Source organism: Roseovarius mucosus DSM 17069 (genome assembly GCF_000768555.3).
In the GTDB taxonomy this organism is placed as follows: Bacteria; Pseudomonadota; Alphaproteobacteria; order Rhodobacterales; family Rhodobacteraceae; genus Roseovarius; species Roseovarius mucosus.
Window position 1 is genome coordinate 97111 of the sequence record NZ_KN293977.1, and the last position, 22511, is coordinate 119621.

Here is a 22511-nt window from a genome sequence, read left to right on the forward strand (position 1 = left end):
ATGGTGAATGGGCTGGTCCTGCGCCGGTCAGCCCGTCACCATCCCATCCCCTACCACGATTTGCCGCCGACAGAGCGATGCGATCTTGTCGTCATGGGTCGAGATCAGAAAGGTCGTGCCTTCTTCGCGGTTGATCTCGGCAATCAACTCCATCACCTGCATGGCCGAAACGCGGTCGAGATTGCCTGTGGGCTCGTCTGCCAGCACGAGTTCGGGGCTGTTCATCAGCGCGCGCGCCACGGCGACGCGCTGCTTTTGTCCACCAGAGAGATTGGTGGCGGGAAAATGGATCCGCTCCGCCAGCCCCATCCGCGCCAAAAGATCGCGCCCGCGTGCTCGTGCCGGGGCGGTTTCCCGGCCTTCGCGGACAGCCGTCGGGAAAATCACATTCTCCAGCGCCGTGAAATCCGGCAAGAGATTGTGGAACTGAAAGACAAACCCGATATGGGCGTTGCGAAATTCGGTCAGCGCCCGATCGTCTGCGGCAATGAGGTCTTGACCCAGCATGACATGCTGGCCCGAGGTGGGTTTCATCAAGGTGCCAAGGATGGTCAGTAGCGTGCTTTTGCCCGATCCGGATGGTCCCAACAAAGCCGCCATTTCGCCCGCATCAAGCCGTAGGGATAGTCCGCGCAGGACGCGGGTCGCGGCCTCGCCGGTGCCAAAGGTCTTGACCAGATCGCACACCTGCAGAAGCGCTGTCATTGGCCGATTGCCGTGACCGGATCGACCCGAGCCGCAGATCGCGCGGGCAGGATCGAGGCGAGGATGGCACCAATCACCGTCAGGGTGATGGCCAGCCCGTAAGAGCCCTGAGTGATGTCCATCGGCAGGGTGCCCGGCTTGAACGCTTCGCGGGGCGGGAAGGGCAGGAGGGCCAGATACCCGAGCCCCGCGCCCATGATCCCGCCCATCAATCCAATAAGCGCCCCTTGGGTCACAAAGACAAACACCACAAAACCGCGCCCCGCGCCCATCGCGCGCATGATCCCGATTTCCGGGCGGCGGCGGTAGGTCGAGAGCAAGAGCGCCGAGGCCACCCCGATCACGATTGTGATAAGCGCGAAGGTCTTGAGGAAATAGCCGGTCTGCGCCTGCGCGCTCAGCGCCTCCATCAACTGCTCTGCCCCGTCGGTCCAGGGCACCGCATCGAGCCCGGTCAGCCCGCGAATGCGCAGCGCCGTGGCATCGGCGGCGTTGAGGTCAAAAAGCTTGATCTCGATCTGGCTCACACCTTGCGGCATGGCAAAGAGCGTGCGCGCGGTCGAGAGGCTGACAAAGGCGCGTGCCCCGTCCAAGGCGCCGTTTCCTGTCTCATAGATACCGGAGAGTGTAAGCAGGGCCGTCACGCCCTCAGAGCTTTGCAGGCGCAGCGGCTGATTGAGCGACAGATCGAGATCATCGGCCAGTTCGCGCCCCAGCACGATCAGCCCCGCGCCCAGCCTCGCGCGCCCTTCGACCATATACCCCTCCAGATCGAGGATGGCGGATTCGCGCCCCGGCTCGACCCCGGTCACGCTGACCTGTTCGACCTGTGCGCCACGCGTCAGAAACCCGGCACCGGTGATCTGCGGTGAGACCGCCTTGACCCCCGGCACCGCCTCGATAAGGGGTAGCCAAGTCGCAGCCTCTGAGAGAGACGCCGTGCGGGTGCGCCCGCGTTCGGCAACCAGCAGCACATGGCCTGCGGGCGAGATCAAGAGGGCGGGGTCATCCGGTTCGGCCTCGATGGTGACATGCGATATATCGCCAACGGTGCGTGACAGGATGAATTGCGCCAAACCGCCAATCAGCGCCGACATGAAGATGAAGATAAAAACCCCAACCGCTACCCCAAGCACCAGAAGGGCTGTTTGCGCCTTGCTGGCGGTCAGATAGCGCGCGGCGATCTTGAGCGCGTAAAGCATCAGGGTTGCCCCGCTGTCACGGCCTGACCATCCGTGATGCCTGTGGCCTCGGTGATCAGCACTTCGCCCTCGGCCAGCCCCGCCGTGACGATCAGCCGTGCGGCGGGCCAATCCACCACGCTGACCGACTGAAATCTGGCGGTGCCGTCGCGGAGCAGGAAAACGCCCGGCGCGCCTGCGTCCGAAGTCAGCGCGGTGCGGGGCACGGTCAGGGCCGCGTCCCGCTGCTCTACGATGATGTTGGTCGCGACCGTCAGGCCCACCGGCGCAGTGACCGGCGTATCAAACGACAATTCGACCGCCAGCCCGCCGGTTGCGATGTCGACGCGCTGTGAGACATAGCTGACCCGCCCGGTGCGGGTCTGGGTTTCGCCGGCGAGTTGCAGGACAGCGGGCTGGTCGAGCGCGATCTGGGTGGCGTAGGCCTCGTCCACATCAGCCTCGACCAGAAGCGCGCTGAGGTCGGCCAGGGTCAGGATCGGCGTGGCGGGGCTGACAAGCTGACCCTGCTCGACATCGAGCATCACGACGCTGCCCGCGACGGGCGCGCGGATCGTGTGGTTGGCCAAAAGGACGCGGGCCTGATCGAGCGCCGCGCTCAGGCGGGCAACCTCTTGGGTCGCCGCTTCGAGTTTGTAACCATAGGTGTCGCGCACCGAGCGGGCGATTGTCGTGCTCAGAGAGGCCGCGCGGTCAAACTCGGCCTGTGCTTCGCGCTGCGCATCGCGGGCGGCATCGAGGGCAGCTTGTGCCTGGCGCACGCTGGCGCGTTGCGCTTCGGCATCAACCTGCGCAAGCAATTGACCTGCCTCGACCTTGTCACCCTCGGACACGGGCAGCGCGATGAGCGTGCCGGTGACAGGGGCTGTCACCTCGACCGAACTGACCGCCGCAATCCGGCCATTGACCGCCAACACACGAGTAACAGGGGCGAGCGTTGCCGTCTCGACCGCGACAAGCGGGGGGCGGGTCATCCAGGCCTGCGCCGTGATCAGCCCGGCCATAGCGAAGCCGATCAGCGCTGCCGCTGCCCAGAGCCACCGACGTCGAGCGTTCCGCGCAGGCGCATCTTGTCGGCTAGGTTTCTGGTCAGCCGGAGCCAAACGGAGTTCCTTCTTATCGGATAGACGTGCCGGGTGACGAATCTTGCGCCGCCTCATGTTCCTTTAGCATAGGGCAGCAAATCGCAACTACTTTGACGTGGATCAGCGACCGGCACGATGGATGGGCCGCGATTGACGCCCAGGCGCTACCAAGGGCATAACGCTCGCACAGCGGGGTATTGCGCCGTCTGTGACAGGCCCATGCTGCCACACGGATCAGGTCCGGCGCAGCCCCAACAAAAGAGTGATGCCATGCGCAGCAGCAAGATCATCCACGTCGTTTCCTGTCATGCCGAAGGCGAGGTGGGGGATGTCATCGTGGGCGGCGTGACCCCGCCCCCCGGCGCCACGATCTGGGAGCAGCGCAAATGGATCGCTGAGGATCAGACGCTGCGCAATTTCATGCTGAACGAGCCGCGCGGCGGTGTGTTCCGGCATGTCAACCTGCTCGTGCCGCCCAAGCACCCCGAGGCACAGGCCGCCTGGATCATCATGGAGCCCGAGGATACGCCGCCGATGTCCGGGTCGAACTCGATCTGCGTGTCCACCGTGTTGCTGGACAGCGGAATTCTTCCCATGCAAGAGCCGGTGACGCATATGGTGCTTGAGGCGCCGGGCGGTCTCGTGCGGGTGCGCGCCGAATGCGCCAATGGCAAGGCCGAGCGTATTTTCGTCGAGAACCTGCCTTCCTTTGCCAGCCGTCTGGGCGTGCCGCTCGATGTGCCGGGGCTGGGGCGGATCACGGTGGATACCGCCTTTGGCGGGGATAGTTTCGTGGTGGTCGATCCGGTGGCCCTTGGGGTGGATCTGGTCGAGACGAACGCGCGCCAGATTGCGGAACTGGGCATTCGCATCACCAATGCCGCCAACGCGCAATTCCGGTTCGAGCATCCCGAAAAACCCGATTGGGCGCATCATTCGTTCTGCCTCTTTGCCGGGCCGATCACGCGCGAGGGGACTGCCTTGCGCGCGCAATCAGTGGTGGCGATCCAACCCGGCAAGCTCGACCGTTCTCCGACCGGCACGGCGGTCTCGGCGCGCATGGCGATTCTGGCCGCGCGCGGCGAGATGGGCGAGGACGACCGCTTTACCGGCGTGTCGATCATCGGGTCGGAATTTCACGGCCGGATTCTGGGCAGGGTGCAGGTCGGCGAGCTTGCGGCCATCCGCCCCGAAATCAGCGGGCGGGCGTGGATCACCGGCACGGCACAGCACATGCTGGACCCGAGCGATCCTTGGCCGGGCGGCTATCGCCTCTCGGATACATGGCCACGGATCAGCTAAGGGGCAGGGGGCGCCCCAAACGCCCCTGCACTCAACCCTCGACCGCTGCCAGCCCCTCGGCCTCGAACCGCGCCAATTGCGCCAGTTCCGCATCGCTGAGCGTGATACCATCGCGCAAGGACGCCTCGCGCGCCGCAAAGCGCCGCTGCGAGGGCAGGCGCGCGCCTTGGCCGCTGATGGCGGTCAACAGCCGCTCGCCCTCGGCAATGGGATCACGCCCGCTGCGCGCGGCAAAGCGGATCGGATCAAGGGCCAGAACCAAGGCCCCATGCCGTGGGAGCAGGGCGGTGCCGCCGGAAAACTCCAGCGCTTCCTTGCTCATGAACTCGCCCAGCATGGCACCAGCCAGCAATTCGACCATGGTCGAAATCGCCGATCCCTTGTGCCCGCCAAAGGGCAGCATCGCGCCCGCGAGCGCCGCTTCTGGATCGGTGGTCGGATGGCCGTCGCGGTCCATGGCCCAGCCTTCGGGGATGGGGGTGCCGGCGCGCCGGTGCAACTCGATCTCGCCACGCGCGGCGACACTGGTCGCGAAATCGAACACATAGGGATGAGGGCCGGGGCGCGGCCAGCCAAAGGCAATCGGGTTTGTGCCCAAAAGCGGCTCCTTGCCGCCCGTGGGGGCGACGGACGAATAGCTGGGGCACATCGAGAGAGAGGCAACGCCCCGTGCCGCCAAGGCCTCGACATCATGCCACAGCGCCGAGAAATGCAGGCAATCACGGATCACGAGGGCGGCCAGCCCCGTGTCGCGCGCGCGGGCCGCCAGCGCGTCCACCGCCGCGTCAAAGGCCGGGTTGGAAAACCCGCCGTTCGCATCCACCTCGATCACCGCGAGGCCCGTATCATGCAGTGCGGGCACCGCATCCGGCACCACCTTGCCCGCCGCGATCACCCGCAAGCAGCCTTCGATCCGGTAGATGCCGTGCGATTTGCAGTGATCCCGCTCGCCCGCGACGATCACCCGCGCCACCGCTGCGGCACTCTCGGGGCGCACGCCCGCGCGCTCGAAAATCGACGTCACCCGCGCCAGGAGGTCATCAACGGAAATCACGTTCGGCTCAGCCATGCGGGCGGCTCCTTCAGGGTCAAGAGGTCTTATTTGTCGACATCGGTATAGGTGCAAGCCCAGAACACCTTGGTCTCGGTGTCATCGAGCGCGCGCAACCCGTGTTTGATGGTGCTGTCGAAATAGGCGCAATCGCCGGGCTCCATGATCACCGGCTCGTAATGCTCCACCGTCAGCTCGACCCGTCCCGACAGCACATAGAGCGTCTCTTCGCCGTCATGCGATTCCAGCTCATCACGCGTGAGTGGCGCGCGTTTTTCGACCAGCGTGACCAGCGGGATGATCTTTTTCTCGGCCAGCGCGTTGCACAGCACCTCGTATTCGAAATTCTTGGCGCGCACCTTGCGCCCTTGACCTGCGCGGGTCACGGTCATGCGGGTGGTTTGCGTGGCGTCGTGGTCCGCGGAAAAGAGCCGCTCCATGCCGATGCCATAGGCGCGGGCAATCTTGATCAGGTTCTCATAGCTGGGCGAGACGCGCCCGTTCTCGATCTTGTGGATCGTCGACAGGGCAAGGCCCGTGCGCTGCGCCGCCACTTCGAGCGTATAGCCGCAGGCCTGTCGTACCGCCTTCATGCGGGCACCCAGATCGGCGCGCAATTGGTGGCGCTCGACGTCCCAATCATCCACTGCGCTGTCGGTTGAGGTTTTTTCCGTTTCGGCCATAATTTTTCTTTTCTTACCAACCGTGATTGTTTAAGCATATTTTTACGTTGGGCACAACAGTAGCAATCGACGGTGCGCAAGGGGAGACCGAATATCGGAGTTTTCCGAAATCCCTGCCGAACCGCGTCAGAACAGACTTCAAAAAAGGGTGATCTCATGCCGGACCTGATTGTCGCCGCCGAGGTTGAGGGGCCGATCCTGCTTTGCGACGAGGGTCTGAGCGTCTGGGGCGGTGTCGATCCCCTCAGCGGGCGGATCATCGACGCGCATCACCCGCAGCAGGGGCAATCTCTGGCCGGTCATGTTGTGATGATGCCGACGAGTCGCGGCTCCTGCACCGGGAGTGGCGTGCTCTTGGGTCTGGCCTTTGCCGGCACTGCGCCCAAGGCGCTGATTTTCCGCGAGGGCGAGGACATCCTGACATTGGGTGCCCTTGTGGCCACGCGGCTGTTTGACCGGCCCATCGCCGTTCTGCGTCTCTCTGGCCCCGATTATGACCGCCTGGCGCAGCACTCCCATGCCACGATCACCGCCACGCACCTGCACGCGGGCGATCTGGCGTTGCCGCTGACCTCCGTTGCCTCCGAGGGGCTGACGCTTTCGGACGTGGACCGTGCCTTTCTGGCCGGGGATCATGGCGCGGCGGCGCAACTGGCGATGGAAATCATCACGACGCTGGCCGCCGCCCAAGGCGCGCCAAGCCTGACCGATGTCAGCCGCGTGCATATCGACGGCTGCATTTATGCCAGCCCTGCCTTTCTGACCTTTGCCCGCGCCATGGCGGACAAGGGTGGGCGGGTGCGGATCCCCACCACGATGAACGCCATTTCCGTCGATCACGCCAATTGGCGCGCGCAAGGCGTGTCCGAGGCCTTTGGCCTGCCCGCCAGCCAATTGGCCGATGCCTATGTCGAAATGGGCGCGCGTCCCAGCTTTACCTGTGCGCCCTATCTGCTCGAGGACAAGCCCTCGGCGGGCGAGGACATCGCCTGGGCCGAAAGCAACGCCGTGATCTACGCCAACACGGTTCTGGGCGCGCGCACCGTGAAACATGCCGATTTCATGGACCTCTGTATCGCGCTCACAGGGCGCGCCGCACGTGCGGGCGTCTATCTGGACCAGAACCGCGCAGCCCGCCGGATCATCGACATCGACGTGCCCGAGGGTATTGACGATGCCTTCTGGCCGATGCTGGGCTGGATCGTGGGGCAGGTGGCCCCGGATCGCATCCCGCTCTTGCGCGGGCTCGAGGGGTTGCATCCCTCCGACGATGATCTCAAGGCGCTTTGCGCGGCCTATGGCACCACCTCTGCCTCACCGATGATGCATATCAAAGGGATCACGCCCGAGGCGGATATGCCCCCCGCGCCCGAGGCCGATCACGCCCGCATCACGCTGCAGGATTTCGCGCAGGCTTGGCAGGGGTTCAATCAGGGCGCCGACAAGGTGGATCTGGTCGCCCTCGGCAGCCCGCATTTTTCCGCCGCCGAAAGTGCCGTCTTTGCCGATCTGATGGAGGGCCATCATGTCCACCCGGATGTTGCCACGATCATCACGCTTGGGCGCGGCACCCTGACCACCATCACCGCCAATGGCGTCAAGGCGCGGCTCGAGGCCGCTGGCGTGACCATCGTGCCCGACATCTGCTGGTGCTCGATCTCCGAGCCGGTCTTTCCGCCCTCGGCAGAGGTCCTGATGACCAATTCCGGCAAATACGCGCATTACGCGCCGGGTCTGAGCAACCGCGCCGTGCGCTTCGGCTCTCTGGCGCAATGCGCGCAAACCGCGCAAACTGGCACGGCCCCCATCAACCCGCCGCCGTGGATCGCCGCGGCCCCGGCCCCTTCGGGCCACTAACCGCCGCAATCAAACGACACGCATCCAAAGGAGTTCCCCCATGAAGAAAGACGTCTTTCACGGCACCATCCCCGCCCTGCTGACCCCCTGCACCCCGGATCGCAAACCCGATTTCGACGCGCTGGTGCGCAAGGGGCAGGAAATGATCGCGGCGGGCATGTCGGGCGTAGTCTATTGCGGCTCTTGCGGCGACTGGCCGCTCTTGACGGATGACGAGCGGATGGAAGGTGTCGCGCGCCTGACGGCGGCGGGCGTGCCCGTGGTCGTGGGCACCGGCGCCATCAACACCAAATCCGCCGTGGCCCATGCCGCCCACGCGCAAGAGGTGGGTGCCGCGGGCCTCATGGTCATCCCGCGCGTTCTGTCGCGGGGGCTGTCGGTGGCCGCACAGCGCAACCATTTCAAGGCCATTCTGGATGCCGCCCCGGATGTGCCCGCCATCATCTACAACAGCCCCTATTACGGCTACGCCACCAAGGCCGATCTCTTCTTTGCCCTGCGCGCCGAGCACAAGAACCTCATCGGCTTCAAGGAATTCGGTGGCAAGAATGATCTCAGCTACGCCGCCGAGCACATCACCCATCAGGATGATGACGTGCTCCTGATGGTGGGCGTCGATACCGAAGTCTATCACGGCTTTGTCAAATGCGGGGCGGTGGGGGCCATTACCGGCATCGGCACCATCTTCCCCAAAGAGGCGCTCTTGCAGGTGGCCCTGTCGCGTCGCGCGGCAGAGGGATGCCCCGAGGCCGATCAGCGCGCGCGCGAACTGGCGGATGCGCTGCATGTCATCGCCAAGTTCGACGAGGGCGTCGATCTTGTGCTCTATTTCAAGCATATGATGGTGCTGAAGGGCGAAGAGGAATACCGCCTCAACATCAATGAAACCGATGCGCTCTCGCCCTCTCAGGCGCGCTTCTGCGAGGCGCAGTTCCACCAGTTCAACACATGGTTCGCAACTTGGGTGAAACAGGGCGGGGTGATCGCTGAATGCATGTGATCGACAGCCACACTGGCGGCGAGCCGACGCGCGTGATCCTCGATGGGGGGCCGGACCTTGGGTCCGGTCCCCTGTCCGAGCGTGCGCGGCTCCTCGCCTCCGAGCATCGCGATTTCTATCAATCGGTCAGCCTCGAGCCGCGGGGCCAGGTGGCCATGGTCTGTGCCCTTCTGGTGCCGCCGACCGATTCGACCTGTGTCACCGGCGTGATCTATTTCGATGCCGAGGCGGTCCTGGGCATGTGTGGTCATGGCACCATCGGTCTTGTCGTGACGCTGGCGCATATGGGCCGGATCAAACCGGGCATGCATCGGATTGAGACACCCGTGGGCATTGTCACCGTCGATCTCATCGACGCCAATACCGTCACCGTCACCAATATCGAGAGCCGCCGCACCCATACTGGCGTCACGGTCGAGATTGAGGGTATCGGCACGGTCTCTGGCGATGTGGCCTATGGCGGCAATCTCTTTTTCCTTGTCGATCCCAGCCCCGTTTCTGTCCATTCCGGCAATATCCGGGCGCTGACCGATGCCACCATCGCGGTGCGAGAGGCGGTGCAGGCGCAGGGCATCGACGTGGACCACGTGATTTTCTACGGCCCCTCTGACGATCCGCAGGCCCATAGCCGCAATTTCGTCCTCTGCCCTGACAATGCCTATGATCGCTCGCCCTGTGGCACCGGCTGTTCGGCGCGTCTGGCTTGTCTCGCGGCCGAGGGGCGGCTGGACGCGGGGCAAGAGATCGTGCAGGAAAGCGTGATCGGCAGTACCTATCGGCTGTCCTATACTCCCGGTCCGAACGGCGGCGTGACCCCCTCGATCACCGGGCGCGCCTATGTGATGGCCGACAGCACGCTTCTCTTTGATCCCAACGATCCGTTCCGCAACGGTATCCGTCTCTGACCCTCACGGCAAAGGTGCCCCATGGCCCGCTCTGAAATCCTCGTCATCGGTGCCGGTATCATCGGCGTCACAACCGCGCTTGCGTTGCAACGGGATGGCCATGCCGTGCGCATCCTCGACCGCAAGGGCGTCGCGGCTGAAACATCGCGCGGCAACGCCGGGGCCTTTGCCTATACCGACATCGAGCCGCTGGCGACGCCCGGCATTCTGCGCAAGGCACCGAAATGGCTGCTCGATCCGCTTGGGCCGCTGTCCATTCCGCCGGCCTATGCGCTGCCGCTTTTGCCGTGGATGCTGCGCTTCTGGCGGGCAAGCTGGCAGGATCGTTATGCGACGGCGGTGGCGGCACAGGCCAGCCTGATGCACCAATCCCGCGCCGCTCTGGAGCGGTTGATCGCGGATGTGTCCGGCGAGCCGCTGATGCGCCGCGAGGGGCAGTTGCAGGTCTACGAGGGCGAGGCCGCCTATCGCGCCAGCCTTCCGGCATGGGAACTGCGCCGCCAGCATGGCGTGCGGTTCGACCTCTTGCAAAGCCCCGGTGCCTTGGCCGAAGTTCAGCCGGGTCTCAGCCCGCGCTTCACCCATGCCGGGTTTACGCCCGACTGGATGAACACCGTCGATCCGGCGCGCTGGACCGAGCATCTGGCACAGCAGTTTGTGGCCGGAGGCGGGCAGATCGACATCGCCGATGTCCGCGCGCTGCGGCAGGTGAGCGAGGGCGTCGAGGTCGAGACCGCCACCGGTAGCATCCGCGCCGATCAGGTCGTCTTGGCGGCGGGGGCCTGGTCGCACCATCTGGCGCGCACCCTAGGCGACACGATCCCGCTCGAAACCGAGCGCGGATATAACACCACCTTTCCCACCGCCAGCTTCGATCTGCGCACCCATGTGACCTTTGCCGATCACGGCTTTGTCGTGTCGAAAATCGGCGGCGGGCTGCGCGTGGGCGGGGCGGTGGAACTGGGGGGCCTGCGCCGCGCACCCAATTACAAGCGCGCCGAAACGCTCGTGCGCAAGGCGTGCGATTTCCTGCCGGGGTTTGACCCGCAGGGCGGCACGCAATGGATGGGGTTCCGCCCGTCGCTGCCCGACAGCCTGCCGATCATTTCCCGCGCGCCGCGCGCTGACCGGGTAATCTATGCCTTTGGGCATGGGCATCTGGGGCTGACGCAATCGGCGGGCACGGCGGAATTGGTGGCGGCCCTTGCCGCGCGGCGCGATCCGGCGATTTCGCTCACTCCGTTCGACGCAGGCCGCTTCTAGAGCAGGGTGCGTCTGCTTGCGTTCACATCGCCCCGGCCCCCGCCCCCGAACCGGGGCCTCCATCTGCCTTGGCAAGGTCCAGGGTCAAGCACGGGACGTGTGCGGTGTCGATCGCTGCGCCGCCGCCAGCGCGCTCAGCGCACGTTGGCGAGGAACTTTTGCGTCTCCGGATGCTGCGGATCGTTAAAGAGCTGATCCGGCGCACCAATCTCGGCCATGATCCCCTGGTGAAAGAACGCCACCCGGTTCGATACATCGCGGGCAAACCCCATTTCATGCGTCACGCAGATCATGGTCATGCCTTCTTCGGCCAGCATCTTGAGGGTTTCCAGAACCTCGCCCACGAGCTGCGGATCAAGCGCCGAGGTCACCTCGTCAAAGAGCATGTAATCGGGCGACATCGCCAGTGCGCGGGCAATCGCCATGCGCTGCTGCTGCCCGCCCGACAGGCGGGAAGGATAAGTTGTCAGCTTGTCGCCCAACCCGACATGGCGCAATTGCTTTTCGGCAATCGCCTCGGCCTCAGCCTTGGCCATGCCCAGCACCTTGCGCGGGGCCAAGGTGACATTTTCCAGCACGGTCAGATGCGGAAAGGCGTTCCATTGCTGAAACACGATGCCCACCTTGCGGCGCAGCTTGTTCAGATTGGTGGATTTGGCATGCACCTCTGTGCCGTCGATGGTGATCCGCCCGGAATCAATCGGCTCCAGCCCGTTGATGCAGGTCAGCAGGGTCGATTTGCCCGAGCCTGAGCCGCCGATGACGGTGACAACCTCGCCCTTTTGCACCGTCAGGTCGATCCCCTTGAGAACCTCCAGATCGCCAAAGGATTTGCGGACATTCTGGATCTCAATCATTGGACCACCTTTTTTCGAGATAGCCGCCGAAACGGGCAAGCGGGAAGCTGATGACAAAATAGAACGCACCGCAGATCAGCAGCAGGAACAGCGGCTCTTGCAGGCGCGTGATGAGGATTTGAGTGGATTTCAACAGTTCCGTAACCTGCACCACATACACGAGGGCCGAGTCCTTCATCACCCCAAGCGCCAGACCGATCCATGAGGGCAGCGCCACGCGCGTGGCCAACGGCAGGACGATATAGCGCATGTCCTGCCCCCATGTGAGGCCAAGGGACCGCGCCGCGCGGCGGGTAATTTCCGGAACCGCATCAATGCCGCCGCGCACGATCTCGGCGCAATAGGCCGACGTATAGAGCGACAGCACGATACAGGCGACGGTAAAGCCGGAAATCTGGAGTTGCAGCACCATCCCGACAAAGGCGTTGCCCAACACCAATTGAATGAGCAGCGGCACAGAGCGGAAGATGTCGAGAAAGAAGGTCAGGGGGGCTGCCAGCACTGGGCCAAGCTGCACCCGGATCACCCCAAAAAGGATGCCCAAGAGGGTGCCGATGACCACGGAAATTGCGGTGACAAGGATCGTTATTCCCGCACCTTTGGCGAGAAACACGAGATCATTGGCGGTGAGGGCGGTGTCAAACATGCGTGTGGCCCCTCAATACCGGAACAGCCGCGCCGCAATCAGGCGGCCGCCAAGGGTGATGGTTTTCGTGATCAGGTAAAAGATCACGGCGGCCAGCGCGAAAAGCTCGAAGGTGCGGAACGTCAGCGCGTTGAGGTCTTGTGTAACCCCGTAAAGATCACTGTTCATGCCGACGGTGACGCCCAAAGAGGTCATCAGGATCGCCCAGACCATCTGATTGGTCATCGGCAAAAACGAAATCCTGAGCATCTGGGGCAGGATGATGTAGCGAAAGGATTGTAGCTGCGTCAGGCCCAGGGACCGCCCCGCGCGTCCTTGCGTATCGGGGATCGCCTTGAGCGCCCCGCGAAAATTCTCGGTCAGATAGCCCGCGTTGTTAAAGGTGATCCCGATCAGGATCGACACGAAAGGGCTGAAATGGATGCCAAAACTGGCGACGCCAAAATGCGCCATGTAGATCTGGAAGAGGGCAGGCGTGTTGCGCGCAATCTCGACCCAGGTCGTCGCAAAGGCCATCAGCGGGCGTGATCCCGATAACCGAAAGACGGTAAGCAGGATCGCAAGCAGGATGCCGAGAACCATCGACAGGATCGCGATTTCCATCGTGACCACCGCCCCATCGAGCATCTGCGGCAAGCGGTTGAACGCCTGTTTCCACTGGAAGGTATAGTCGAACATCCCGTCACCCGGCCCTTGGCTGAATAGAAAATGGCGGCGCGGGGCCTCCGCGCCGCCAATGATCTGTCACGCTATCAGCGATAGGTGTTCGGCACCACCAGTTTCGGAACTTCGCCGCCAACCCACTTCTCATACAGCTCGTCATACCGGCCGGTGCGTACCTGCTGGTTCACGAAGAGATTGAGGTAGTTGAGAAAGCCGTATTCGTCCCGCTTGGCGAAAAGCGCCACGTAATCGGTATCGAACGGGGCAAAACCCACGACAGTGATGTCCTTGTAGTTGCCCGACTGCACATTGGCCTGCGCCACGGTCGAGGTCGAGACGGTCGCGTCAAGCTGACCCTGGCTCAGCGCCAGGAACACATCGGCCTGCGTCTGGTAGGGGCGGAATTCGCCCTCGCCCCATTCCTTGACCTGCGCCTCGAGCGCGATCGCCTCATAGGTGCCTGCAACCGCGCCCACGGTGTGCCCCTTCATCCCCTCGTAAGAGGTGATGCCGGTGCCGCTATTGGCGGTCACGGCCATTTCAAAGGCGAAATAGGGGATCGAGAAGCCGACCGTCTTGGCCCGCTCCAGCGTGTCCGAGGTCGAGGCCACGCCCACATCGACACGGCCCGACATCAGCGCCGGAATACGCTCGGGGAACGGGGTTTCGACGATCTCGGCCTCGACGCCGAGGGCTGCAGCCAGATCGTTGCAGTAATCGACGTCAAAGCCGATGGGCACGTTGTTGGCATCGCGCATCCCCATGGGTGGGAAGTCAAGCACGACCGCGCAGCGCAAGGTGCCAGAAGAAATGATGTCGTCAAGCTTGTCCGCCTGAGCAGTGCCAGCGATGCTGGTCATACCCAGCAGGGCGGCGAAAAGTGCCGTTTTTTTCATTGGTGGAGCCCTCTCTGTTGATTCTTCGCTCAGCATGAGGCCTTTGGTTCTTTTTTGCAATAATTTTCCTAAAAGAAAAATACTGGCATGTCGGGAAAAAAATCGTTAAGCCGTGAAAATCCCGCATCGAGCGCCAGATCGCGTTCGGTCATTCCTATGGACTGAAAGGATTTCCCATGAGTTTCGCACCGCATGGCAAGCATCTCATCGCAGGCGCATGGATCGGCACACCGGAGACATTCCTGTCCGATCCGGTCGAGGGCGCGGCGCGGGCATTTTCCGTGGGCACGCCAGAGCTTGTGGATCAGGCCTGCCGCGCCGCAGAAGAGGCGTTCTGGGTCTATGGGGCCAAATCCCGCGCCGAGCGGGCGCAGTTCCTGAACACCATCGCCGATGAGATCGAGGCGCGCGGCGCAGAGATCACAGAAATCGGTACGCAGGAAACCGGCCTGCCTGCCGCGCGGCTGGAGGGCGAGCGCGGGCGCACCACCGGGCAATTGCGCCTCTTTGCCGACCATATCCTCAAGGGCGATTACCTCGACCGCCGCCATGATGCGGCGCTGCCGGATCGCAAACCCCTGCCGCGCTCCGATCTGCGGATGATGCAGCGACCCATCGGGCCGGTGGCGGTCTTTGGTGCGTCGAATTTCCCGCTCGCCTTTTCCACGGCAGGCGGCGACACGGCGGCGGCCCTCGCGGCGGGCTGCCCGGTGGTGGTCAAGGGCCACGGCGCGCATCCCGGCACGTCCGAGCTGGTGGCCGAGGCGATCCATGCCGCGATTGCCGCTTGCGCCATGCCTGCGGGGGTATTCAGCCTCGTGCAGGGGGGCAATCGCGCGGTGGGGCACGCCTTGGTGCAGCATCCTCTGATCCGCGCCGTGGGCTTTACCGGCTCGCTGGCGGGGGGGCGGGCGCTCTTTGATCTCTGCGCGGCACGGCCCGATCCGATCCCGTTCTTCGGCGAATTGGGCAGCGTGAACCCCATGTTCCTCTTGCCAGAGGCAATGGCCGCGCGCGGAGCGTCGATCGCGACGGGCTGGGCCGGGTCGCTGACCATGGGCGCAGGCCAATTCTGCACCAATCCCGGCATCGCGGTGGTGATCAAGGGACCAGAGGCCGACGCCTTTGCCGAGGCTACCCGCGCGGCCCTGAGTGAGAGCGGGGCGCAGGTGATGCTGACAACCGGAATCGCTGCGGCCTATGCGACGGGCGCGGCGCAGATGGGCGCGCAATTGGGCGTGCAAGACCTCTTGACCGCGATGTGTGACCAGCGTCAGGCCAAGCCCTTTCTCTACCGGGTCGCGGCGCGCGACTGGCTGGCCAATCACGCCCTCAGCGAAGAGGTGTTCGGCCCGCTTGGCCTGATCGTGGTGGCCGAAGATGCCGAGGAAATGCTCGCCGTCGCGCAGAGCTTCACGGGTCAGTTGACCGCCACCTTGCATATAGATGCCGCCGATACCGACATGGCCCGCCGCCTCTTGCCGGTGCTGGAACGCAAGGCCGGTCGTGTGCTGGCCAACGGTTTCCCGACCGGGGTCGAGGTCTGCGATTCCATGGTCCATGGCGGGCCATATCCGGCCTCGACCAATTTCGGCGCAACCTCGGTCGGCACCCTGTCGATCCGCCGTTTCCTGCGTCCCGTGTGTTATCAGAACATCCCCGAGGGCCTCTTGCCCGAGGACGCGCACTAACCGTCACGATCTCGCAAACGTACAGGCCGGGAATATCCCGGCCTGATGTTTTTCAAACAGTTGGATGCGCTTACGGCTTGCCGCGTTTGGGCGGGGTGGTGCCGCCGAAACCGGCGCGGGCCTTGGGCGGAGCACCTTTGCCCTTGGGTTTTCCTGCGCCGGGTTTCCCGGCCGGGCCTTTCCCCGCGCCCGGCTTGCCGGGCTTTTTCGCCGCTCCGGGCGGCACAAAACGCTTGGAGGTGTCGGCCGCCAGATTGGGTCTTGGCGCGGCGGGTTCCGCATCGCGCGGTGCCGGGCGGGCACGCGGCTTGTCAAAGGGTTTGTCCGACGATTTCGCCCCCGGTTTCCCAAAGGGCTTGGAGGTGGGTTTGCCCTCGGCCTTGCCATAGGGTTTTCCAGGTTTGCGATCCCCTGCAGGTTTGCCAAAGGGCTTGCTCGCGGGCTTTCCGGCGGGTTTGTCACCCGACCACGGCTTTTTCGCGGGTCGCGGCGCATCGCCCGCATCCGAACGCGGTTTGCGATATGGAGTTACCGTGCCATCCTCGACCGCGCGGGCCATCGCGGCGGGCGGTGCGCCTGCCGGTTTCGGACGTGGCTTGGGGGCAGGTCGCGGAGCGCTATCGCGAGGGGCATGATGCTCGCGGGATGTCTTTTGCTCACGTGGCGCACGGGCCGGACGATCCTCACGCGGGGCGCGGGGTGATCGTTCGGGTCGGTCCGCGCGCGGGGCAGGGGCAAACTCGGGGGCTTTGTCCAAGGCGCGGGCGCTGATGCCCTCATCCAATTGCCCGCCCTCGCCAAGGGCTGACATGAACCCCGGAACGGCGGCTTCGGCCAGTTCGACAAAGGTCTCAGACGCCTGCACGCGAATGGCACCAATCGCGGATTTGTCGAGATTGCCTACCCGGCACAAGAGGGGTAGCAACCACCGCGCCTCGGCCCGGTCATTGTTGCCAACTGACAGTGCGAACCAGCGGCTTGGTCCAAAGGCCGAGCGTTCGCGTGCCGGGGCGGGTGTGCCGGGCGCGCTCAGTTCCTCGGGCGCGGACCAGCGCGATTTATAAAGCCGCAGGTAGGCCGCGGCGATTACCTCGGGACTATGCAGCGCCAGCAGTTCGGTGGCAAAGGCGCCCTCGGTCTCGGACGGTGTTTCGGACCAGACCGGATCGGACAAGAGCCGCTCACGATCCTTGGCCTCGATATCCTCGGGCGTGGGCGGCGTGGTCCATTCGGCGGTTATCTTCGCGAATTTGAGCAGGCGCTCGGCCTTGTTGGCCGACTTGACCGGCACGATCAGGGCAGAGATACCCTTGCGCCCGGCGCGTCCCGTGCGGCCCGAGCGGTGCAAGAGGCCTTCGGAATTGGTGGGCAATTCGGCATGAACCACCAGATCGAGATTGGGCAGGTCGATGCCGCGCGCAGCGACATCTGTCGCCACGCAAACGCGGGCGCGCCCGTCGCGCATCGCTTGCAGAGCGTGGGTCCGCTCGGACTGGCTCAGTTCCCCCGAGAGCGAGACCACGGCAAAGCCGCGATTGGAGAGGCGCGCCGTCAGCCGGGCCACCATGGCGCGCGTATTGGCGAAAACGATGGCGTTCTGCGCATCGTGGTAGCGCAGCAGGTTGATCACCGCCCCTTCGGCATCCTGTGGCGAGACGGTCAGCGCCTGATAGGCGATATCGGCATGCTGCTTGGCCCCGGTCAGGGTGGTCACGCGATGCGCATCGCGTTGGAACTTTTCCGCCAGCTTGGCGATCATCGGCGGCACGGTGGCGGAAAACATCAGTGTGCGGCGATCTTCGGGGGCTGCGGCCAGCATGAATTCGAGGTCTTCACGAAAGCCGAGATCGAGCATTTCGTCGGCTTCGTCGAGCACGATGGCCCGCAGGCTGGTCATATCGAGCGCCCCGCGATTGATATGGTCACACAGCCGTCCGGGCGTGCCCACCACGATATGCGCGCCGCGTTCCAGCGCGCGGCGCTCGTCGCGGGCGTCCATGCCACCCACACAGGTAACCAGCCGCGCGCCCGCTTCGGCATAGAGCCAGCTCAATTCACGCATCACCTGCAACGCCAGTTCCCGCGTCGGTGCCACGATCAGCGCAAGTGGTGCTGCGGCAGGCGGCAGGCGGTCTTCGCCGCCCAGCAGTGTGGGCGCAATCGCAAGCCCAAAGCCCACGGTCTTGCCCGATCCGGTTTGGGCCGAGACCAACAAGTCAGAGCCAGACAGCGCGGGGTCCGTCACCGCCTCTTGGACAGGTGTCAGTGTTTCATAGCCGCGCGCGGCAAGGGCATTGGAGAGGGCAGGCAGGATCATGAGGGAGGTCGGTTCCGAAAAAGGGGTGCGGCTTGCGCGTCAAGCCGCGACGCATAGCTCAGTCACGCGCAGTTGTATACGGCAAATGCGCCAGCGGGGCAGCGCCCCTTGTGGTCGCACCGGGATTGCGCCACGGTAGCGCAAACCCCGAATTTGCGAACAGGAGGCTGACCGATGCCCGTCAAGAACCGCTTTGCCGAATTGCACAACGACATAACAGAATGGCGGCGCGATATCCATGCCCATCCCGAGATCCTCTATGAGACGCATCGCACCAGTGCGCTTGTCGCGGAAAAGCTCAAGGCGTTCGGATGTGACGAGGTGGTGACAGGCATTGGCCGCACCGGCGTTGTGGGGGTGATCAAGGGGCGCAGCACGTCCTCGGGGCGGGTGATCGGCCTGCGCGCAGATATGGATGCGCTGCCCATCCATGAGGCGACCGGCGTGGATTACGCCAGCAAGACCCCCGGCGCAATGCATGCCTGTGGCCATGACGGGCATACCGCCATGCTGCTTGGTGCGGCGCAGTATCTGGCCGAGACCCGCAACTTCGATGGAACAGCCGTCGTGATCTTTCAACCTGCTGAAGAGGGCGGGGCAGGCGGGCGCGAGATGTGCGAGGATGGCATGATGGACCGCTTCGGCATTCAAGAGGTCTACGGCATGCACAACTGGCCGGGCCGTCCCGTCGGCAGCTTTGCCATCCGCCCCGGTGCCTTCTTCGCCGCGACCGACCAGTTTGACATTGCCCTCACCGGCAAGGGCGGGCACGCCGCCAAGCCGCACGAGACCGTGGACACGACCGTCATGGCCGCGCATCTGGTCACGATGCTACAGACGATTGCCAGCCGCAATGCCGATCCGGTGGATCAGGTGGTGGTTTCGGTCACGTCTTTTCAGACGTCCTCGACCGCGTTCAACGTGATCCCGCAGGGCGTACATTTGCGCGGGACAGTTCGTACCATGAGCCCGCAAATGCGTGACCTGGCCGAGACCCGCATCCGCGCTCTTTGCGAGCATGTGACGGCAGGCTTCGGTGGTAGCGCCGAGGTCAGCTATTACCGGGGCTATCCGGTGATGATCAACCATGACGAACAGACCGAGTTTGCTGCGTCAGTGGCGGCCAAGGTCAGTGGTGGTTGCGATGAGGCGCCCTTGATCATGGGCGGCGAAGATTTCGCCTTCATGCTCGAAGAGCGCCCCGGTGCCTATATCCTCGTGGGCAATGGCGACACGGCGATGGTCCACAGCCCCGATTACAACTTCAATGACGAGGCGATCCCGGCTGGTTGCAGCTGGTGGGCAGGGATCGTGGAAGAGCGGATGCCAGCCTGAGGCGCGCCGATCACATCGGCTCGGCCATCAGCCACACCCCGCCCTGAGGCCGCAGCGTCAGGATCATCACCGGGTCGGGGTCACGCCCCGGCACCGGGGTGAACCGGAACCGGGAGAGCAGGGTGGCGAGGATGATCACCGCCTCTTGCAGCGCGAAACTGGCCCCGATGCAGATGCGCGGCCCATCGCCAAAAGGCAGGTAGGCGTAGCGCTCAAGGCTCTTGCGATCGGCAAAGCGGTCCGGATCGAACCGGTTTGGCTCTGGCCACAACAGGTGGTTTCGGTGCAGCGCGTAGATCGGAATGATCACGGTATCACGGGGTCTTATCTCGCGACCGCAGAGCGTATCGGCCACCTGCGCGGTGCGCGATATGATGCCCGCAGGCGGATAGAGGCGCAGCGCCTCGTCGATGATCTGGCGGATATAGGGCAGGCGGGCCACGTCTTCGCCGGTGGCCGCGCGGCCGCCAAGCACGGATTGCGCCTCGGCGCGGGCGCGGTCCTGCACGGCCTGATCATAAGCGCAGAGATAGAGTGACCAGCCCAGTGTCAGCGCCGTTGTCTCATGCCCCGCCACGATGAAGGTCAGCAAGTTGTCGCGTAACTCCGGCGTGCTCATCCGCCGTTTCGTTTCCGGGTCCTCGCCGTCGAGCAAGAGATCAAGGAGGTCGGGCACGCCCTCGGAGCCGCGCGCGCGACGCGCTTCGACGGCCTCGTCCGCCACGCGTTTCATCTCGGCCACTGTGCTGCCCGACATCACCCGACCCGGACGCGGCACCCAGTCCGGAAAGCCGAGAATGTCAAAGAGCGAGATCTTGCCCGCCTCAGCAATATAGGCGTCGATGCCGCGATGCACGGCGTTCACATCGAACATGCCATCGCCGGAAAAGGTCACTTCGGCGATGACGTCAAAGGTAGTGCGCACCATTTCGGCGGCCATATCCACTGCGCGCGGGCCCGCCGCCGCCACACGTGCTGCGCTCTGTTCGACGGCGGCAGTCATGATCGGAGCGAGGTTCATCACGTTGCGATGCGAAAAGACTGGCGCCGCCGTGCGTCGCTGCCACCGCCAATGCGCGCCCTCGGCGATAAAGAGCGACTCGCCGATGGCGGGGCGTAGAAGGTTCTTGGTGACAATGGATTTTGGGTAGTTATCGAGTTCCTCCAAGAGCATTCGCCGGATTGCGCCGGGGTCCATCACCATGTGCCAGCGTTTGCCCGTGCGTCCCGAGACCATGGGTTGCCGTGTGGCAATCTCGGGGATGATCGACAGGATGTTGCGCCGCGCGGCCTTCAGGCTGGCCAGCACGCCCATTGGCTCTGTCACCAAGGGCACATGCACGGGCGGGCGGTCGAGTGTCTGTTGGGGGATCGGGGGCATTGGGCACCTCTAGGCAAGTGCCCCTTAGATAGGGCACGGGCGGTGCGGGGGCAAATGATTGCGCAGACGCGTCGTCTGGGCTATCCCAGCCCGAACTGTCACACTTGGGGAATTCCTGATGATCCGTTTTCTCGCGCTCTTCGGGCTTGTCCTGATGGCCGCCTGCACAAATCCCAATGACCTTGATGAGGCTCCGGCCTATCTGGGCAATTTCCATCTGGGGCATAATGTTGTGGTGGCCCCGAACCTGACCAAGGGCCCCGCATCGCGCGAGGCGTCCAAGGAAGAATGGATCGCCGCGATGACCGAGGCGATGACGGATCGGTTCGGGCGCTACGAGGGCACCAAACTCTATCATATTGGGGTGAGTGTCGAAGGTTATGTGCTGGCCATTCCGGGCGTTCCGCTGGTTGCGTCGCCGAAATCGGCGCTGATCCTGAATGTCACCGCTTGGGATGATGCCAAGGGCGGCAAGCTCAACACCAAGCCGCATCTGGTGACAGTGGTCGAGAGTTTCTCTGGCAATACCTTCCTTGGTTCGGGCCTGACCCAGAGTAAGGAAACCCAGATGCTGAACCTAAGCCGCAATGCCGCCAAGCAGATCCAGAACTGGCTGGTGCAGCAGAATAACGAGTTTGGCTGGTTCGAAGACGATGGCGTGCCCGCGAATGACAAGGAGCGCCCCGAGGCGCGGGAGGAAGCAGCACCTCAGGGTGAGACCCCAAAGGCCGAGGCGCCCACCGTTGCGGCCACTGAATCCGGGGATTCGCCCGTACCGACCCAGACGGAAACCCCGAACGCCGCCGATCTGGCCAACGCCGCGGCCGAAGTGATCGAGGAACCGGAGGTCGTCCCGCCGCCTGAAGATTAATCGGGCGCGCGCGCGCCTGAATGCGCCTTGCGGGCATCAAGTGGCTTTGCTAAGGCGTGGCGAGAAGTTGTGAGGTTTTTTTCCATGAAATTCAATGCTATCACGATCATGGCGGGCGCGCTCGCTCTGCTGTCCGCTTGCACCCCACCTCAACAGCAGTTGACGAAGGCAGGCGAAGCACTTGATGTCGTCGCCGTCAAGGTGGATGCATCCCGCGCGAAGAAAACGTTTGGTTCCGCGTTTAGCCTCGATGTGGACCGTGCCGAGGAAATCGCAGAGAAGGTCATCGCGGCGCGTCTTGAGGCCGTCGATACTGAGGGCGCGTTGCCGGTTACTGTCGATCTCGACCTCGAGATGCTCTATCTCGCGGGAGGAGTTTATGCGTTGCTTGGCTCGACCACGAGTGGATCGAGAGGGACGCTGACTGTGACACGGCAAGGCACGGATACGCCGCTCTTGGCCGAGACGGCGCTTTCCGTGACTGGTGAACGCCGTTTCGGCGCTCTTGCCGGTGTCGTGTTTGTCAAAGGACAGGAGACCGAAATGGCGCAGGTTTCCTCAAGCTTCGCCGAGAAGATCAGGTTGGCTCTTTTCGGTCGTTGAGGGGCGGTCTCGGAACGGACCCCGACGGCCAAGGGCCTAAGCCAAGACCCGCTTGATTTCCCCGTGATAACCCAATAAACCGCGCGCGATGAAACTCGGGCCACCCTGGCCCCCCAACTGACAAGGCGTCCTGAGATATGGCAAAGGAAAAGTTTGCACGTAACAAGCCGCATGTGAACATCGGCACGATCGGTCACG

The 22511-nt window shown here is 63.9% G+C and carries 20 protein-coding genes; 9 read left to right on the top strand and 11 right to left on the bottom strand.

The annotated features are described in order from the left end of the window. Window positions 1-27: 27 nt before the first annotated feature. From ROSMUC_RS06005 to ROSMUC_RS06015, 3 genes are read right to left on the bottom strand one after another with little or no spacing between them, the layout of a single operon-like run. Window positions 28-705, bottom strand: a complete 678-nt coding sequence (locus ROSMUC_RS06005; protein WP_037270637.1) for an ABC transporter ATP-binding protein — start codon at window positions 703-705, stop codon at window positions 28-30. Continuing rightward, a complete protein-coding gene (locus ROSMUC_RS06010; protein ID WP_037270640.1) occupies window positions 702-1907 on the bottom strand; it encodes an ABC transporter permease in 1206 nt (401 codons plus the stop codon). The genes ROSMUC_RS06005 and ROSMUC_RS06010 overlap by 4 nt, the downstream gene beginning before the upstream one ends. Beyond that, a complete protein-coding gene (locus ROSMUC_RS06015) occupies window positions 1907-2911 on the bottom strand; it encodes an efflux RND transporter periplasmic adaptor subunit (RefSeq protein ID WP_037270642.1) in 1005 nt (334 codons plus the stop codon). The genes ROSMUC_RS06010 and ROSMUC_RS06015 overlap by 1 nt, the downstream gene beginning before the upstream one ends. A 351-nt stretch (window positions 2912-3262) precedes the next feature. On the opposite strand from ROSMUC_RS06015, the gene ROSMUC_RS06020 reads away from it, so the two are divergent. Then, window positions 3263-4294: a trans-3-hydroxy-L-proline dehydratase gene (locus ROSMUC_RS06020; protein WP_037270644.1), complete on the top strand. Its 1032-nt coding sequence runs from the start codon at window positions 3263-3265 to the stop codon at window positions 4292-4294. A 31-nt stretch (window positions 4295-4325) separates the two neighbouring features. Here the strand turns inward: ROSMUC_RS06020 and ROSMUC_RS06025 are convergent, their stop codons facing one another. Together ROSMUC_RS06025 and ROSMUC_RS06030 are read right to left on the bottom strand one after the other, a co-directional pair. Beyond that, window positions 4326-5363, bottom strand: a complete 1038-nt coding sequence (locus tag ROSMUC_RS06025) for an Ldh family oxidoreductase (RefSeq protein ID WP_037270647.1) — start codon at window positions 5361-5363, stop codon at window positions 4326-4328. Window positions 5364-5392: 29 nt separating this feature from the next. After that, entirely contained in the window at window positions 5393-6028 is a 636-nt protein-coding gene (locus ROSMUC_RS06030) for a helix-turn-helix domain-containing protein (RefSeq protein ID WP_037270649.1), read from the bottom strand. Window positions 6029-6184: 156 nt separating this feature from the next. On the opposite strand from ROSMUC_RS06030, the gene lhpI reads away from it, so the two are divergent. The 4 genes from lhpI to ROSMUC_RS06050 are packed head-to-tail and all read left to right on the top strand — an operon-like array spanning window position 6185 to window position 11053. Then, entirely contained in the window at window positions 6185-7885 is a 1701-nt protein-coding gene (gene lhpI / locus ROSMUC_RS06035) for a cis-3-hydroxy-L-proline dehydratase (RefSeq protein ID WP_037270651.1), read from the top strand. A gap of 40 nt (window positions 7886-7925) precedes the next feature. After that, window positions 7926-8885, top strand: a complete 960-nt coding sequence (locus ROSMUC_RS06040; protein ID WP_037270652.1) for a dihydrodipicolinate synthase family protein — start codon at window positions 7926-7928, stop codon at window positions 8883-8885. Then, the gene (locus tag ROSMUC_RS06045; RefSeq protein ID WP_037270654.1) at window positions 8876-9790 is read left to right on the top strand and encodes a 4-hydroxyproline epimerase; all 915 of its coding nucleotides are present in this window, start codon (window positions 8876-8878) and stop codon (window positions 9788-9790) included. Before ROSMUC_RS06040 ends, ROSMUC_RS06045 begins: the two co-directional genes overlap by 10 nt. Window positions 9791-9811: 21 nt before the next feature. Next, complete coding sequence (locus ROSMUC_RS06050) at window positions 9812-11053, top strand: NAD(P)/FAD-dependent oxidoreductase (protein ID WP_037270655.1); 1242 nt, start codon at window positions 9812-9814, stop codon at window positions 11051-11053. A gap of 134 nt (window positions 11054-11187) precedes the next feature. Here ROSMUC_RS06050 and ROSMUC_RS06055 read toward each other — a convergent pair whose 3' ends face one another. The 4 genes from ROSMUC_RS06055 to ROSMUC_RS06070 form a co-directional block, all read right to left on the bottom strand. Continuing rightward, a complete protein-coding gene (locus tag ROSMUC_RS06055; protein WP_037270656.1) occupies window positions 11188-11910 on the bottom strand; it encodes an amino acid ABC transporter ATP-binding protein in 723 nt (240 codons plus the stop codon). Then, the gene (locus tag ROSMUC_RS06060) at window positions 11903-12556 is read right to left on the bottom strand and encodes an amino acid ABC transporter permease (protein WP_037270660.1); all 654 of its coding nucleotides are present in this window, start codon (window positions 12554-12556) and stop codon (window positions 11903-11905) included. Before ROSMUC_RS06060 ends, ROSMUC_RS06055 begins: the two co-directional genes overlap by 8 nt. A 12-nt stretch (window positions 12557-12568) precedes the next feature. Beyond that, window positions 12569-13234, bottom strand: coding sequence for an amino acid ABC transporter permease (locus ROSMUC_RS06065; RefSeq protein WP_037270661.1), 666 nt, complete (start codon window positions 13232-13234; stop codon window positions 12569-12571). A 74-nt stretch (window positions 13235-13308) separates the two neighbouring features. Beyond that, complete coding sequence (locus ROSMUC_RS06070) at window positions 13309-14115, bottom strand: ABC transporter substrate-binding protein (RefSeq protein ID WP_037270665.1); 807 nt, start codon at window positions 14113-14115, stop codon at window positions 13309-13311. Between the two features lie 176 nt (window positions 14116-14291). Here ROSMUC_RS06070 and ROSMUC_RS06075 point away from each other — a divergent pair, with 176 nt between their 5' ends. Then, window positions 14292-15806, top strand: coding sequence for an aldehyde dehydrogenase (NADP(+)) (locus tag ROSMUC_RS06075; protein WP_037270667.1), 1515 nt, complete (start codon window positions 14292-14294; stop codon window positions 15804-15806). 70 nt (window positions 15807-15876) lie between these two features. Here the strand turns inward: ROSMUC_RS06075 and ROSMUC_RS06080 are convergent, their stop codons facing one another. Further along, the gene (locus ROSMUC_RS06080) at window positions 15877-18123 is read right to left on the bottom strand and encodes a DEAD/DEAH box helicase (protein ID WP_037270668.1); all 2247 of its coding nucleotides are present in this window, start codon (window positions 18121-18123) and stop codon (window positions 15877-15879) included. A gap of 174 nt (window positions 18124-18297) precedes the next feature. Between ROSMUC_RS06080 and ROSMUC_RS06085 the strand changes: the two genes are divergently transcribed. Further along, the gene (locus ROSMUC_RS06085) at window positions 18298-19458 is read left to right on the top strand and encodes a M20 aminoacylase family protein (RefSeq protein WP_037270670.1); all 1161 of its coding nucleotides are present in this window, start codon (window positions 18298-18300) and stop codon (window positions 19456-19458) included. Between the two features lie 10 nt (window positions 19459-19468). On the opposite strand, the gene ROSMUC_RS06090 is transcribed toward ROSMUC_RS06085, so the two are convergent. Further along, window positions 19469-20839: a cytochrome P450 gene (locus ROSMUC_RS06090; RefSeq protein WP_037270672.1), complete on the bottom strand. Its 1371-nt coding sequence runs from the start codon at window positions 20837-20839 to the stop codon at window positions 19469-19471. A 118-nt stretch (window positions 20840-20957) separates the two neighbouring features. Between ROSMUC_RS06090 and ROSMUC_RS06095 the strand changes: the two genes are divergently transcribed. After that, the gene (locus ROSMUC_RS06095; RefSeq protein ID WP_037270674.1) at window positions 20958-21710 is read left to right on the top strand and encodes a hypothetical protein; all 753 of its coding nucleotides are present in this window, start codon (window positions 20958-20960) and stop codon (window positions 21708-21710) included. A gap of 84 nt (window positions 21711-21794) precedes the next feature. Continuing rightward, a complete protein-coding gene (locus tag ROSMUC_RS06100; RefSeq protein WP_037270676.1) occupies window positions 21795-22313 on the top strand; it encodes a hypothetical protein in 519 nt (172 codons plus the stop codon). Window positions 22314-22511 lie beyond the last annotated feature (198 nt).

Bases quoted from the DNA above. Each gene is read 5' to 3' on its own strand.
- ROSMUC_RS06030 (WP_037270649.1), bottom strand. From the start codon at position 6,028: ATGGCCGAAACGGAAAAAACCTCAACCGACAGCGCAGTGGATGATTGG.
- ROSMUC_RS06075 (WP_037270667.1), top strand. From the start codon at position 14,292: ATGAGTTTCGCACCGCATGGCAAGCATCTCATCGCAGGCGCATGGATC.
- ROSMUC_RS06100 (WP_037270676.1), top strand. From the start codon at position 21,795: ATGAAATTCAATGCTATCACGATCATGGCGGGCGCGCTCGCTCTGCTG.
- ROSMUC_RS06040 (WP_037270652.1), top strand. From the start codon at position 7,926: ATGAAGAAAGACGTCTTTCACGGCACCATCCCCGCCCTGCTGACCCCC.
- ROSMUC_RS06045 (WP_037270654.1), top strand. From the start codon at position 8,876: ATGCATGTGATCGACAGCCACACTGGCGGCGAGCCGACGCGCGTGATC.
- ROSMUC_RS06060 (WP_037270660.1), bottom strand. From the start codon at position 12,556: ATGTTTGACACCGCCCTCACCGCCAATGATCTCGTGTTTCTCGCCAAA.
- ROSMUC_RS06010 (WP_037270640.1), bottom strand. From the start codon at position 1,907: ATGCTTTACGCGCTCAAGATCGCCGCGCGCTATCTGACCGCCAGCAAG.
- ROSMUC_RS06050 (WP_037270655.1), top strand. From the start codon at position 9,812: ATGGCCCGCTCTGAAATCCTCGTCATCGGTGCCGGTATCATCGGCGTC.
- ROSMUC_RS06020 (WP_037270644.1), top strand. From the start codon at position 3,263: ATGCGCAGCAGCAAGATCATCCACGTCGTTTCCTGTCATGCCGAAGGC.
- ROSMUC_RS06080 (WP_037270668.1), bottom strand. From the start codon at position 18,123: ATGATCCTGCCTGCCCTCTCCAATGCCCTTGCCGCGCGCGGCTATGAA.
- ROSMUC_RS06090 (WP_037270672.1), bottom strand. From the start codon at position 20,839: ATGCCCCCGATCCCCCAACAGACACTCGACCGCCCGCCCGTGCATGTG.
- ROSMUC_RS06070 (WP_037270665.1), bottom strand. From the start codon at position 14,115: ATGAAAAAAACGGCACTTTTCGCCGCCCTGCTGGGTATGACCAGCATC.
- lhpI (WP_037270651.1), top strand. From the start codon at position 6,185: ATGCCGGACCTGATTGTCGCCGCCGAGGTTGAGGGGCCGATCCTGCTT.
- ROSMUC_RS06055 (WP_037270656.1), bottom strand. From the start codon at position 11,910: ATGATTGAGATCCAGAATGTCCGCAAATCCTTTGGCGATCTGGAGGTT.
- ROSMUC_RS06005 (WP_037270637.1), bottom strand. From the start codon at position 705: ATGACAGCGCTTCTGCAGGTGTGCGATCTGGTCAAGACCTTTGGCACC.
- ROSMUC_RS06015 (WP_037270642.1), bottom strand. From the start codon at position 2,911: ATGGCCGGGCTGATCACGGCGCAGGCCTGGATGACCCGCCCCCCGCTT.
- ROSMUC_RS06095 (WP_037270674.1), top strand. From the start codon at position 20,958: ATGATCCGTTTTCTCGCGCTCTTCGGGCTTGTCCTGATGGCCGCCTGC.
- ROSMUC_RS06025 (WP_037270647.1), bottom strand. From the start codon at position 5,363: ATGGCTGAGCCGAACGTGATTTCCGTTGATGACCTCCTGGCGCGGGTG.
- ROSMUC_RS06085 (WP_037270670.1), top strand. From the start codon at position 18,298: ATGCCCGTCAAGAACCGCTTTGCCGAATTGCACAACGACATAACAGAA.
- ROSMUC_RS06065 (WP_037270661.1), bottom strand. From the start codon at position 13,234: ATGTTCGACTATACCTTCCAGTGGAAACAGGCGTTCAACCGCTTGCCG.